Below are 12,163 nucleotides of genomic sequence, written 5' to 3' on the forward strand. Positions count from 1 at the left end.
AAGGACCGAAATGGACGAAGAGGACCGGCGGATCGAGACCCATCCGGACCTGGCCGACCCGAACTGGCAGAAGCACGCCGAACTGGACGCCTGGCTGGGTGCGAAGAAGGAGCTCAAGAAGAAGCGCCGCAAGCAGCGCAAGGCGGCGGCTTCCGGTGGCGGTTACCGCGAGCCGGGTTCGAGCCGGTGGCCGGGCATCGCCGCGATCATCGGCCTGGTCGTGCTGGTCGTGGCCGCGGTGACGGTGAACGCGGTGCAGGAACGCGGTGTCAACGAGACGCCGTGGTTCCCGCTGGACGAGTCGCAGATCACCCGGATCGTCACCGACGCCTGACCCCTCGGTCGCGCGCCGGGGCGGCAAGGCGCACGATGGTGGCATGACCCGCGAAGCACCCGCGAACGACGTTGACGAGACACAGCTCGAGGTCGGGAAACCGAAGAGCTGGGCGGCCGGGATCCCCGGGGTCGCCGTCTCCCTGGTGCGCGGCATGGAGCAGATGGGCGCCGCGCGCACGGTCAAGACGCTGCGCCTGCTGAACCAGCGCGACGGCTTCGATTGTCCCGGCTGCGCCTGGCCCGAGCCGCGCGAGGTCGACGGCGAGCACCGCAAGCTCGCGGAGTTTTGCGAGAACGGCGCGAAGGCCGTCGCCGAGGAGGCGACCAAACGCCGGGTCGGACGCGAGTTCTTCGCCGAGCACTCCATCCAGGAACTGTCGGGGAAGACCGACTACTGGCTGGGCCAGCAGGGCCGGATCACCGAGCCGTTCGTGCTGCGCGAAGGCGCTTCGCACTACGAACCGATCTCCTGGGCCGACGCCTTCACGCTGGTCGCGGACGAACTCCGCGCGCTTCAGGACCCCAACGAGGCGATCTTCTACACCTCCGGGCGCACCAGCAACGAGGCCGCGTTCCTCTACCAGCTGCTCGTGCGGTCCTACGGCACCAACAACCTGCCGGACTGCTCCAACATGTGCCACGAGTCGTCCGGCGCCGCGCTCGCGGCCACGACCGGGATCGGCAAGGGCTCGGTCACGCTCGCCGACATCCACAAGGCGGACCTGATCGTGGTGGTCGGCCAGAACCCGGGCACCAACCATCCGCGCATGCTGTCCGCGCTGGAAGAGGCCAAGGGCAACGGCGCGAAGATCATGGCGGTCAACCCGCTGCCCGAAGCCGGTCTGATGCGGTTCAAGAACCCGCAGAACGTCCGGGGCGTGGTCGGCAAGGGAACCCCGCTGGCCGACGAGTTCGCGCAGATCCGGCTCGGCGGCGACCTCGCGCTGTTCCAGGCGATCGGGCATCTCCTGCTGCGGTGGGAGCAGGAGACTCCCGGCACGATCGTCGACCGCGCGTTCGTCGAGTCGTCCACCGAGGGGTTCGAGGACTACGCGAAGCATCTGCGGGAGATCGACTGGGCCGAGGTCGGTACCGCGACCGGGCTGCCGCGTGAGCAGATCGAGCGGCTGGCACGGATGATCGCGACGTCGGAGCGGACCATCTACTGCTGGGCGATGGGCCTGACCCAGCACAAGCACGCGGTGCAGACGATCTCCGAGGTCGCGAACCTGGCGCTGATGCGCGGCATGATCGGCGAACCCGGCGCGGGTCTGTGCCCGGTGCGCGGGCACTCCAACGTCCAGGGCGACCGGACGATGGGCATCTGGGAGAAGATGCCGGAGTCCTTCATGGACGGTCTCGACGCCGAGTTCGGCATCAAGGTCCCGCGAGAGCACGGCTACGACACCGTCGCCGCGATCCGCGCGATGCGGGACGGGAAGGGCAAGGTCTTCTTCGCCGTCGGCGGCAACTTCGCTTCCGCCACCCCGGACACCGAGCTGACCGAGAAGGCGCTCAAGTCCTGCTCCCTGACGGCGCACGTGTCGACGAAGCTCAACCGCTCGCACGTCGTCCCCGGCAAGACCGCGCTGATCCTGCCCACCCTCGGCCGCACCGAACGCGACACCCAGGCCGCCGGCGAGCAGTTCGTCACCGTCGAGGACTCGATGTCGCAGGTGCACACCTCGCGCGGCAGGCTGACCCCGGCCAGCGAGCACCTGCTTTCCGAGGTCGCGATCGTCTGTCATCTCGCGGAAGCGCTGTTCGGCGCCGGGCATCCCGTGCCGTGGCGGGACTTCCACACCGACTACGACCTCGTCCGCGACCGGATCGCGCGCGTCGTCCCCGGCTGCCACGACTACAACGCCCGTGTCCGCGAGCCCGACGGGTTCGTGCTCCCGAACGCGCCGCGCGATTCCCGGCAGTTCAACGGGACCGCCAACGGCAAGGCGAACTTCACCGTCTCCGGACTCGAATACCCGCAGGTGCCCGAAGGCAGGCTGCTGCTGCAGACGATGCGCAGCCACGACCAGTACAACACCACGATCTACGGCCTTTCCGACCGTTACCGCGGTATCGAGGACGCCCGGCGCGTGGTGCTGGTGAACCCCGACGACCTGGTCTCGCTCGGGCTGGCCGACGGCGCGATGGTCGACCTGGTCTCGGAATGGCGGGACGGCGACCGCCGGGCGCCGCGGTTCCGGGTAATCTCCTACCCGACGGCCCGGGGCTGCGCGGCGGCGTACTTCCCCGAGGCGAACGCCTTGGTGCCGCTGGATTCCGTGGCGGACAAGTCGAACACCCCGGTGTCGAAGGCGGTCGTGGTGAGGTTGGAGCCGCTAGATTCCCCCTCATGAACCCTGGGGACATCGCCGGTGAAATGGCGCGATTGCTGTACGCCAGCACGAAAACGACCTTCACGAGCGCCGTGCTGCGGATCCACAACACCGGCGGCGGGTTCTCGCTGCAGGCGGAGACGGACACCGGCCGGTACCTGAGTCCCGACATGATGGCGCTGTCGGAGCTGTTCCGGCCGCTGCCCCCGTCGATCTACGAGGTCCGGCTGAGCCACACCGGGGAGTACACCTTCCTCGCGACGCCGGACGTCGGCACCATGTCCCCGGCCTGGCTCGTGTTCGACGACGGCTTTCGCTATCCGGGGCATCCGCTGCCGGGCCTGCCGTTGCCCGCGCGATCCCGGCCGGCCGGGGCGCCGACCGACCCGGCCGTGCTCTCCCGGATCACCGCTCTCGCCACGGAATTCGCCGGGCTGTACGAAAAGATCAAGGGCCACGCGCCGGACTGGGAGCCGGGTCGCACCGAAGCCGAGCTCGCCGAGGCCGAAGAACGGATCGGCGCGCGGCTGCCCGAGGACCTCCGCGCGCTGTTCCGGGTGACGGGCTGGGACAACGAATCGGGGCTGCTGGGCCGCTACGCCCACGATCCGCTCCCCCTGCTCGTCGAGCGCTACCTCGACGGCGTTCCCGGTTCCTACGGCTGGGAAGACCCGGTCACCGAAGAGGGCGTGGTCTTCGAGACGCAGCCCGCCGGTCGGGTGAAACGCTTGTCCCGCAACGATTGGTGGATCACCTTCGGCAGCGATCACGCCGGTGACTTCCTCGCCGTCGACCTCGACCCGGCGGAAGACGGGGAGAGCGGCCAGATCCTCGAGTACGGGCGGAACGTCTGGGGCCCCATCCGGTACGTCGCGGCCTCGATCACCGCGATGATGGAAGAAGTCGTCCACGCGCTGAAGGCGGGCGAGTACGACAACGACGAACCCGATTCGCCGTATCTCATCGCCGAAGCCGCCTTCCACGACGAGTCCGCCCGCGGCCACGACCAGGTGCTGACCGAGACGACGGATCTCGGCGGGATCGCCGATCCGGAACTCGTCCAGGAGCTGTACCTCAACGACCCGGGCTCGGTGGACCTCGCGATCCTGAACCCGTTGTCGTCGTTGCGTCATCTGCGGGTCAACCGCGCCGATTCCGTCGTCGCGGACCTCTCCGGGTTCCCGGCGCTCGAAGCGGCGAGCATCGAGACCGCGAAGGTGGATCTCACCGGGATCGCCGGGCACCCCGCCCTGTGGGGCCTTTCGCTCACCGGGGTGAAGCATCCGATCGACTTCGGCCCGCTGCTGGGACTGCCGGGGCTGATCAGGCTGGGGCTGGCCGGTCTCGACGTGCCCGAGCTGGAACGCGTCGGCGAACTGGCCTCGCTGCGGGTGCTCACCCTGGACGACGGGCAGGTCCGGCGGCTGCTGGACGCCGGTGTCACGCTGCCTTCGCTGGCCGCGATCGAGATCACCGGCGGGGCCTCGCTCGCGGAGATCGTGCGGTTGCGCCGCGGGCTGCGTCCGGACGGCCCAGCGCCGGAGGTCATCGAGGCTTCGGGCACGCTGGCCGCACCATAGGCTGCCCACTTGGCGGTGCCGGACGAGGCCGATCCGCGACCACCGTGAAGGGGAAACCCGTTCACGCGCTCGCGGAAAGGCCTTGCCATGTCACGAAGATCGATCCTGCGCGGCTTCGCCGCCCTGATCTCGCTCGTGCTCGTCGCCGTACTCCCCGGAGCGGCCACCGCCGCTCCGGCCGCACCGCCGCCACTCCCGTTCGTCTCCCAGCTCGATCTGTCCTGTTACCGGACCGAGGGCTACAAACCACCGCCGATCACGATCACCACGAGGCATCTCAACCCGGTGCTCGCGGGCCTGCCGGCGGAAACGACCCGGCTGGGAGAACGACAGCAGCTCTGTGTGCCCGTCGCGAAGAACGGGGTCGTCCCGCCGCGCGGGATCCTCGACTACGTCCGCTGGGTGGACCTGTCCTGCTACCGGATCGAAGGCGGCGCGGCGAACTTCCCGCTGACGCTGAGCCAGCTGAACCCGGTCGTGCAGAAGCTGGGGATCCAGGACGCCCACGTGACGATGCTGTCACCGGAGCAGTTGTGTGTCCCGGTCGCGAAGAACGGGGTGCTGCCGCCGCCGGAGATCCTGTCGTTCGTCCGGCACATCGATCTCAAGTGCTACGCCCTGCGCGTCCTCGGCATCCCCGGCCAGGCCTTCCCGCTGACGCTGGGGCACCTCAACCCGGTGCTGGCCGACCGGCCGAAGGTGGACGTCAAGGTCGGCAACGCGCGGCAGTTGTGCGTCCCGGTCGCCAAACGCGGTGACGAGATCCCTCCGGCGGTCCTCAACACCGTCCAGTGGCTCGATCTGGCGAAGAGCGATGTCACGACCAGCCCGAGTGTCGTCGGCCCGCTCACGCTGAAACTGACCCATCTGAACCCGGTCCTGGCGAGCCTTCCCTCGGAGCAGGTCACCATCACCGAGCCGGCCCAGCTGGGTCTTCCGGTCGCCAAGAACGGCAAGATCCCGCCTCGGGAATAGCCGTCAGTTGATGCAGCCGGTGTCGTCGGAGGTGATGGGCTGGTCGGTCCGGACCCCGGCCGCCCCACCGCCCGCGGACACGCCGGGTCCCTTGTAGACCTGTCCGAGCACGACCTGCACATGGCCCGCCGCGACGGAATCGGCCTTCTGGGTTTCCAGCCCGCCGAGCAGTTTCGCGATCTCCGTGGCGGGCCCGGACGCGTCGCTGAACCGGACGACGGAGGTCCGCCGTCCGGTCTCGGCCGTCGCCTCGCCCTTGCCGAATCCCTTTTCCGCCAAGAGATCCGCGATGCGGGCGGCGAGGCCGTCCTTGCCGCTCGCGTTGACGACGTCGACCGTGGGGCCGGCGGGCGCCTGCGGTGTCGTGGGCTGGGCGCCGATCAGCGAAGCGGCGAAGGCGCGCACCTGCGCGGGATCGACCTGCACGGCGGTCGCGGTCGGCTGCCTGGGGTTGTAGCGATAGTCGGGGTTGACCACCGGGATCGTGTCGAAGGCGATGCCGCCGCCGGAGACGCCCCGCATCTGCCGGACGAAGTCGAGCAGGTCCCACGAGCCGTCGAGCACGACCGAACGTTTCACCGCGTCGATCAGTTCGGAGAGGCGAGACGGGTTGGCGAGCGTCCCGGCGGAGAGCACCTGCTTCGCCAGCCCGGCGAGGAACACCTGCTGACGGCGGACGCGGTCGAGGTCGCTGCGGGGCAGATCCTCGCGCTGACGGACGAAGGCCAGCGCGTCGGCGCCCTGGATCGTCTGCTTGCCCGCCTTGAAGTTCGCCCCGGACTTGACGTCCTTGGTGTCCCGCTTCAAGCACACCTCGACCCCGCCGACGGCCTTGCTGATGTCGTAGAAGCTCTGCAGGTTGACCTCGGCGAAGTGATCGATCTTGACGGCGGTGAGGTCCTCGACCGCCTTCAAGGTCGCCTTCCGCGCGGCCGTGATCGCCACCTTGTCGATCTCGGCCTTGTCGGTCTTGCCCGCCTCGCGCTGCGCACTCGCCGAAGCGAACTTGGCGTGCCCGAAGATCCCGTTGATCTTGGTCTTGTCCTTCGTCCCCGGCTCCGCGACCCAGGAGTCGCGCGGGATCGAGAAGGCCTTCACCGCTTTCTGGCCGTTGGGGATGCGGAGCACGATGAGGGTGTCGGTCAGGTCGTCGCCGTTCGCGCCGACGCGCAGCTCACGCAGCATCTCCTGGGACAGCGGGTTGCCGTGCTCGTCGGTCCGCGAATCGCGCCCGACCAGCAGGATGTCCAGCGACCCGTCGGCGGGCTGCTCCCCCGGCTCCATCGCCTCGTCGATCACGTCTTCGCGGGTCACACCGTCCAGCGATTTCATGGTCGAGTACCCGTACGCCGTCCCGCTGAACACCGCCACCGCGAGAACGGTGACCAGGACCTTCCCCAGCTTGTGCACGTTCCTTGGACGCGCGAGAAGCCCATATTGCTGCAGAGGTGATCCACTTCACATCCGCAGATGCGACGCGCCATTCAGGTCGAGGATCGCGCCGGACGCCCAGGCGGCCTCGGCGGAAGCCAGGTAGAGCACCGCCGCCGCGACCTCCTCCGGCGTGCCGACCCGGCCGAACGGGCTCTGCTCGCGGAGGGCCTCGCCGCTCGCGCCTTCGAGCTTGACCGCGACCCGGTCCGTGGCGGTGAAGCCGGGTGCGACCGAGGTCACCGCGATCCCGTGCGGGGCGAGCGCGACGGCGAGCGACTGCCCGAGCGAGTGCAGCGCGGCCTTGCTCGCGCCGTACGCCGGGAACTCGGGCTCGCCCTTGAAGGCGCCCCGCGAGCCGATGTTGACCACGCGGCCGGGTGCGCCGCGCTCGATCATGTGCCGCGCCACGCAGTAGGTCACGTTCGCCGTGCCGAGCACGTTGACGTCGACCATCCGCCGCCAGATCCGCTGCCAGTCCGCATAGGACACTTCGGCGACGGGATGGGCCGCCGAGGACGACGGCGCGTACGCGGCGTTGTTCACCAGGACGTCGACCCCGCCGACCAGATCCTCGGCCTCGTCCGCGATCCGTTGCGCCACTTCGGGATCGGAGAGGTCACCCCGGACCAGCCCGTGGCCGGAACCAGGTAGCTCGCCGTATGTCCGCTCGGCGTCCTCCTGGTTCGAGGCGTAGTGAACGGCGACACGGTCGCCCTTTTCCGCGAAGGCGCGGGCGATCGCACGGCCGATGCCGCGCGACGCCCCGGTTACCAGAACTCCCACGTGCCGACCCTACGCTGGTCAGCCGCCGAAGAGCTGGACCACCTTCCGGAACAGTTCGTAGACGCCGTAGGCGAACGGGAGCGCGACCCACAGCCACGCGAAGATCATCAGCCCGGTGCGGCGGCGCTCAGGAGCCTGTTCGGTCATCGGGTCTCACTCCTCGCGGGCTCGCCGGACGACGCCGGCTCGTGGAACTTCGGGTCGACCGGCCGCACCAGCTCGTTGGCGACGAACCCCACGGCCAGCAGGCCGATCATGATGAACAGCGACGTCGTGTAGAGGTCGGGGCCGACCTTGCCCGCCGACTTCTGGCTGTCGGAGATGGCGTTGACGATCAGCGGCCCGAGCACGCCCGCCATCGACCACGCGGTCAGCAGCCTGCCGTGGATCGCCCCCACCTGGTAGGTGCCGAAGAGGTCCTTCAGGTACGCGGGGATCGTCGCGAAGCCGCCGCCGTAGAAGGACAGGATCAGCATGGCGCACAGGACGAAAACGAGTTTCGAAGCATTGGCGGTCAAGGCGATCACCAGGTACAGCAAGGCTCCTGCGCCGAGGTAGAGCCGGTAGATGTTCTTGCGCCCCACCAGGTCCGAAGTGGACGACCAGACGAACCGGCCGAGCATGTTGGTCAGCGACAGCAGCGCCACGAACCCGGCCGCGGCGGCCGTGCCGACCGGCGTCGAGGTCTCGCGGAAGAAGTCCGCGATCATCGGCGACGCCTTCTCGAGGATCCCGATGCCCGCGGTCACGTTGAAGCACAGGACCACCCAGAGGAGCCAGAACTGCGGCGTCTTGATGGCGTTGCGCGCCGACACGTTCGCGGTGGTGATCATCGCGTTGCCGTGGTCGGTCTTCGGCTCCCAGCCCTTCGGCTTCCAGCCGTCGGCCGGGACCCGGATCAGCAGGATTCCGAGCGTCATGAAGACCGCGTAGACCAGGCCGTGCACCAGGAACGCCGTCGCGACCGTCCCGATCGTCCACGGCGACGCGCCCAGCATCTGCGAAGACCACGGGGAGGCGATCAGCGCGCCGCCGCCGAAGCCCATGATCGCGATCCCGGTGGCCATCCCCGGCCGGTCCGGGAACCATTTGATCAGCGTCGACACCGGCGAGATGTAGCCGATGCCGAGCCCGATGCCGCCGACCCCGCCCCAGCCGAGGACGACGAGCCAGTACTGCGACGTCGCCACGCCGAGCGCGGAGATCAGGAAGCCCGAACTGAAACAGACCATCGAGACGAACATCGCCCAGCGGGGACCGTTGCGCTCGACCAGCGTCCCGCCGAACGCCGCCGAAAGCCCGAGCATCACGATGCCGAGCTGGAACGGGAGCGCGCTCTGCGTGCCGGTGAGCCCGAGGGTCTTCTCCAGCGGGAGTTTGAAGACGCTCCACGCGTACGCCTGCCCGATCGACAGGTGGACGGCCAGCGCGGCGGGGGGCACCAGCCAGCGGCTCCAGCCCGGCGGGGCGACACTGCGTGAACGGTCCAGGAAGCCGACAGCCATCCGGCGCCTCCGTACTCTGGGGGTGGGCACTGGGAATGTATTACTTAATACCCGGCGTTGCAGTATTCGACTGTCGAATGATCGGTCAGAAGGGTGGACAAGTGGGCAGGGTGACGGTGCGCCGTCCGGTGCGGAAGATCTCCGCGACCAGGGACGTGCGACGCCCTGACGCTCTCGCGGCCGAAGAACCGCTGGAGATCAGGGTCGGCGGCAAGGCACTCGCGGTCACCATGCGGACCCCCGGCAACGACGTCGAGCTCGCGCACGGGTTCCTGCTGTCCGAGGGCGTGCTCACCTCTCGCGAGGACATCGCGGTGGCCCGGTACTGCGACGGCGTCGACGACCAGGGCCGCAACACCTACAACGTGCTGGACATCGCGCTGGCCGAGGGCGTCGCTCCGCCGGAGACGGGCGTCGAGCGGAACTTCTACACCACGTCCTCGTGCGGAGTCTGCGGCAAAGCGGCGCTCGACGCGGTCAAGCTGCGAAGCCGTTTCTCACCGGGGAAGTCCGGATTCGCGGTGAGCAAGGACGTGCTGGCCGAGCTCCCGGACACGCTGCGCACGCATCAGAAGGTCTTCTCCAGCACCGGCGGGCTGCACGCGGCCGCCCTGTTCGACGCCGAGGGGAACCTCGCCGTCGTCCGGGAGGACATCGGCAGGCACAACGCCGTCGACAAGGTCCTCGGGTGGGCGCTGCAGGAGGGCCGGATCCCCGCGGCGGACACCGGTCTGCTGGTGTCCGGCCGCGCGTCGTTCGAACTGGTCCAGAAGGCCGCCATGGCCGGGATCGGCCTGCTGGCGGCGGTTTCCGCGCCGTCGTCGCTGGCCGCGGAACTGGCCGAGGAGAACGGCATGACCCTCATCGGCTTCCTGCGCGGCGACAGCATGAACCTCTACACCGGGGAGCAGCGCGTGCTCGGGCTCGGCTGATTCAGGCACCCACCCAGTTGCCGTGGAAGCCGTTGGGCACCCGGTCCGGCAGGTGCACGGCACCGACGGTCTCCAGCGTCCCCGCGTCCAGGATGGTCAGGTCGCTCTTCTGCGTCGCGGGGTCGTAGACGAACCCCATCAGCACGCCCTCGTCCTCACCCGAGTCCACAGAGGACGGGACGAACACGAACTCCCCCACCTGGCAGCCGGGACCGAATTCCTTCGACTCGACCGTGCGCTTCCACAGGTCGTGCTTGAGCAGTGATCCCGCCGAAGCCGATCCATCCTTTGTGGACACCGAGTAGCCGAACCGGTGCGGCCGCCCGAGCAGCCGCTCGTCGACGCGCGGGAACTCCTGGCCCTGGTCGTCGAGGCGTTCCTCGACGACCTTGCCGACGGTCAGGTCGACGGTCCAGCGGTCCAGGGTCGGCGGCCCCTCGGCGGGCCCGCGGAGTTCGCTGTCGAACATCTTCGGATGCCGGACGACGTCCAGCACGATGTCCTCACCGTCGTCGTAGGCGTTCATCGGGTGGAAGACGTAGCACGGCTCGATCTCGAACCAGCGGACGTCGCCGTTGCCGCCCTCCCTCGGCATGACGCCGATCCGCGCCGGGTAGCCGGGGTTCCAGCGGTACGGCAGGCCCGCGTTGCCCGAAATCCGCGAACGCAGCCTCGCGCTGAGCGGATCCGGCACCTTCACCCTGCCCACCAGCGCGGACACCACCAGCTGGGCGGGTGTGCGCAGGAACGGCGGGATGGACGTGGCGACGGCCTGCCGGCTGTCGAACGTGACCGGGAGGTCGTAGAAGACGACGTACTTCTCGGTCAGGGAGAAGTCGTGCATCATCGGCGAACCGGTGACCTCGATGTCCACCTTGCGCCGCGCGTGGCCATGGGCGTCGATCACCGAGTACTGGACCTTGTTGCCCAAGCCGAGGAAGTACGACACGGCGTGCAGTTCGCCGGTCTCCGGATCGCGCTTCGGGTGGGCGGTGTAGCCGCCGGGCAGGGTGCCGTCGAAGTCGCAGGCGCCTACCGTGTCGAGTTCTTCGGTCAGTTCGAAGCTCGTGGCGCCGCCCTCGATCAGCGCGAGGGTCTTGCCCGCGTGCCCGATCACGTTGGTGTTCGCCCCCATCGAGGCGATCCCGGGGGCCGAGCCGCCCTCCCAGCGCTCGCCGAGCTCTCGCGACAGCCTCGGGTTGCGCACCCAGCGGTTGCGGTACCACTCGGCCTGGCCGTCCCGCAGCCGGACGCCGTGCACCATGCCATCGCCCATGAACCAGTGATAGGTGGCCGGGTCCACTTCGGACAGCGGGTTCGGCCCGTTCCGCAGATAGCGCCCGTCCAGGTACTCCGGGATGTGCCCGGTGACGCGCAGTTCGGTGATCGTGTGCTCACGGCTGACCGGGGCGAAGTTGCCCTGGAGGAACTTGTTGCCCATCGCAGGCCCCCTGGATCGGTGACTATAACGCGGTTATGGATACATTTATAACAGGGTTATGGAATACTGGCAAGCATGTCCCCGAAGCCCGCCACCGCCGAGGTCAAGGCCAAGCTGATCGACGCGGCGATCAGGCTGCTCTCCGACGGCGGCCCGGAAGCCCTCCAGGCCCGCAAGCTGGCCGCCGAGATCGGCGCGTCGACCATGGCCGTCTACACCCATTTCGGCGGGATGGGCGCACTGGTGGACGAGGTCGCGCGCGAGGGATTCCGGCGGCTGTCGGCGAATCTGGGCGAGATCGAGGACACCGGCGATCCGGCGGCCGACATGCTCACCCTCGCTCTGACGTACCGGCGGACCGTGGTCGACAATCCGCAGCTCTACGCGGTGACCTTCGGCCAGAGCCAGCCCAGCGGGCAGAAGGCGGCGCTGGGCGACATGACCAACGAGGAGACCCGCCAGAACCTCAGCGAAGAAGGCATCGAGGCCTTCGGCTTTCTCGTCCGCGGCGCGAAGCGGGTGATCGACGCGGGCCGGTTCCGCCCGGCCTCCGAGTTCGACGTCGCCGCCCAGCTCTGGAGCGCCGTGCACGGCTACATCACCCTGGAGGTCGCCGGCCACTTCGGCGACGGGGAAAACGGGGTGGACCAGATCCTGATCCCCCTGGCCACCGCCCTCGGAGTGGGTCTCGGCGACACCTTGGAGGCCGCGACGCGGTCCGCGCGGGTCTCGATCGAGTCATGGCGCGCGAAAGAGGGAAACATCGGCACCTGATCCGGCGATACCCCGGTCACAGGTCGGCGACACGTGCAACCTTCGGGCTTCGGCGCACGTCTGACCT

11 protein-coding genes are annotated in these 12,163 nt (G+C 68.9%); 6 read left to right on the forward strand and 5 right to left on the reverse strand.

Annotation, left to right across the window (positions count from 1 at the left end; translation table 11 throughout):
• The first annotated feature begins 10 nt into the window (after positions 1-10).
• From ACZ5IK_RS18105 to ACZ5IK_RS18120, 4 genes are all read left to right on the forward strand, one after another.
• A complete protein-coding gene (locus ACZ5IK_RS18105; RefSeq protein WP_465488707.1) occupies positions 11-334 on the forward strand; it encodes a hypothetical protein in 324 nt (107 codons plus the stop codon).
• A gap of 43 nt (positions 335-377) precedes the next feature.
• Positions 378-2,693, forward strand: coding sequence for an FdhF/YdeP family oxidoreductase (locus tag ACZ5IK_RS18110; RefSeq protein WP_465488708.1), 2,316 nt, complete (start codon positions 378-380; stop codon positions 2,691-2,693).
• Entirely contained in the window at positions 2,690-4,252 is a 1,563-nt protein-coding gene (locus tag ACZ5IK_RS18115; RefSeq protein ID WP_465488709.1) for an SMI1/KNR4 family protein, read from the forward strand. The genes ACZ5IK_RS18110 and ACZ5IK_RS18115 overlap by 4 nt, the downstream gene beginning before the upstream one ends.
• Before the next feature lie 87 nt (positions 4,253-4,339).
• Positions 4,340-5,227: a hypothetical protein gene (locus tag ACZ5IK_RS18120; protein WP_465488710.1), complete on the forward strand. Its 888-nt coding sequence runs from the start codon at positions 4,340-4,342 to the stop codon at positions 5,225-5,227.
• A gap of 3 nt (positions 5,228-5,230) precedes the next feature.
• Here the strand turns inward: ACZ5IK_RS18120 and ACZ5IK_RS18125 are convergent, their stop codons facing one another.
• The 4 genes from ACZ5IK_RS18125 to ACZ5IK_RS18140 are packed head-to-tail and all read right to left on the reverse strand — an operon-like array spanning position 5,231 to position 8,949.
• Entirely contained in the window at positions 5,231-6,637 is a 1,407-nt protein-coding gene (locus ACZ5IK_RS18125) for an LCP family protein (protein ID WP_465488711.1), read from the reverse strand.
• A gap of 48 nt (positions 6,638-6,685) precedes the next feature.
• Positions 6,686-7,444 (reverse strand): SDR family NAD(P)-dependent oxidoreductase, encoded by a 759-nt coding sequence (locus tag ACZ5IK_RS18130; RefSeq protein WP_465488712.1) that lies wholly within the window; start codon positions 7,442-7,444, stop codon positions 6,686-6,688.
• An 18-nt stretch (positions 7,445-7,462) separates the two neighbouring features.
• Entirely contained in the window at positions 7,463-7,591 is a 129-nt protein-coding gene (locus ACZ5IK_RS18135; protein WP_400945053.1) for an MFS transporter small subunit, read from the reverse strand.
• Positions 7,588-8,949 carry an L-lactate MFS transporter gene (locus ACZ5IK_RS18140; RefSeq protein ID WP_465488713.1) on the reverse strand — a complete coding sequence of 454 codons (1,362 nt, stop codon included), beginning with the start codon at positions 8,947-8,949 and terminating at the stop codon, positions 7,588-7,590. Before ACZ5IK_RS18140 ends, ACZ5IK_RS18135 begins: the two co-directional genes overlap by 4 nt.
• Before the next feature lie 101 nt (positions 8,950-9,050).
• Here ACZ5IK_RS18140 and fdhD point away from each other — a divergent pair, with 101 nt between their 5' ends.
• Complete coding sequence (fdhD, locus tag ACZ5IK_RS18145) at positions 9,051-9,881, forward strand: formate dehydrogenase accessory sulfurtransferase FdhD (RefSeq protein ID WP_101605982.1); 831 nt, start codon at positions 9,051-9,053, stop codon at positions 9,879-9,881.
• A gap of 1 nt (position 9,882) precedes the next feature.
• Here fdhD and ACZ5IK_RS18150 read toward each other — a convergent pair whose 3' ends face one another.
• The gene (locus ACZ5IK_RS18150) at positions 9,883-11,322 is read right to left on the reverse strand and encodes a carotenoid oxygenase family protein (RefSeq protein ID WP_465488714.1); all 1,440 of its coding nucleotides are present in this window, start codon (positions 11,320-11,322) and stop codon (positions 9,883-9,885) included.
• 75 nt (positions 11,323-11,397) lie between these two features.
• Here ACZ5IK_RS18150 and ACZ5IK_RS18155 point away from each other — a divergent pair, with 75 nt between their 5' ends.
• The gene (locus ACZ5IK_RS18155) at positions 11,398-12,096 is read left to right on the forward strand and encodes a TetR/AcrR family transcriptional regulator (RefSeq protein WP_465488715.1); all 699 of its coding nucleotides are present in this window, start codon (positions 11,398-11,400) and stop codon (positions 12,094-12,096) included.
• Positions 12,097-12,163 lie beyond the last annotated feature (67 nt).

The sequence above is a fragment of the Amycolatopsis sp. NPDC031561 genome (assembly GCF_055580625.1).

What these genes read in the sequence shown, in the direction of transcription:
- ACZ5IK_RS18120 (WP_465488710.1), top strand. Translation starts at nt 4,340, where the DNA reads ATGTCACGAAGATCGATCCTGCGCGGCTTCGCCGCCCTGATCTCGCTC.
- ACZ5IK_RS18135 (WP_400945053.1), bottom strand. Translation starts at nt 7,591, where the DNA reads ATGACCGAACAGGCTCCTGAGCGCCGCCGCACCGGGCTGATGATCTTC.
- ACZ5IK_RS18115 (WP_465488709.1), top strand. Translation starts at nt 2,690, where the DNA reads ATGAACCCTGGGGACATCGCCGGTGAAATGGCGCGATTGCTGTACGCC.
- ACZ5IK_RS18140 (WP_465488713.1), bottom strand. Translation starts at nt 8,949, where the DNA reads ATGGCTGTCGGCTTCCTGGACCGTTCACGCAGTGTCGCCCCGCCGGGC.
- ACZ5IK_RS18110 (WP_465488708.1), top strand. Translation starts at nt 378, where the DNA reads ATGACCCGCGAAGCACCCGCGAACGACGTTGACGAGACACAGCTCGAG.
- ACZ5IK_RS18105 (WP_465488707.1), top strand. Translation starts at nt 11, where the DNA reads ATGGACGAAGAGGACCGGCGGATCGAGACCCATCCGGACCTGGCCGAC.
- ACZ5IK_RS18150 (WP_465488714.1), bottom strand. Translation starts at nt 11,322, where the DNA reads ATGGGCAACAAGTTCCTCCAGGGCAACTTCGCCCCGGTCAGCCGTGAG.
- ACZ5IK_RS18155 (WP_465488715.1), top strand. Translation starts at nt 11,398, where the DNA reads ATGTCCCCGAAGCCCGCCACCGCCGAGGTCAAGGCCAAGCTGATCGAC.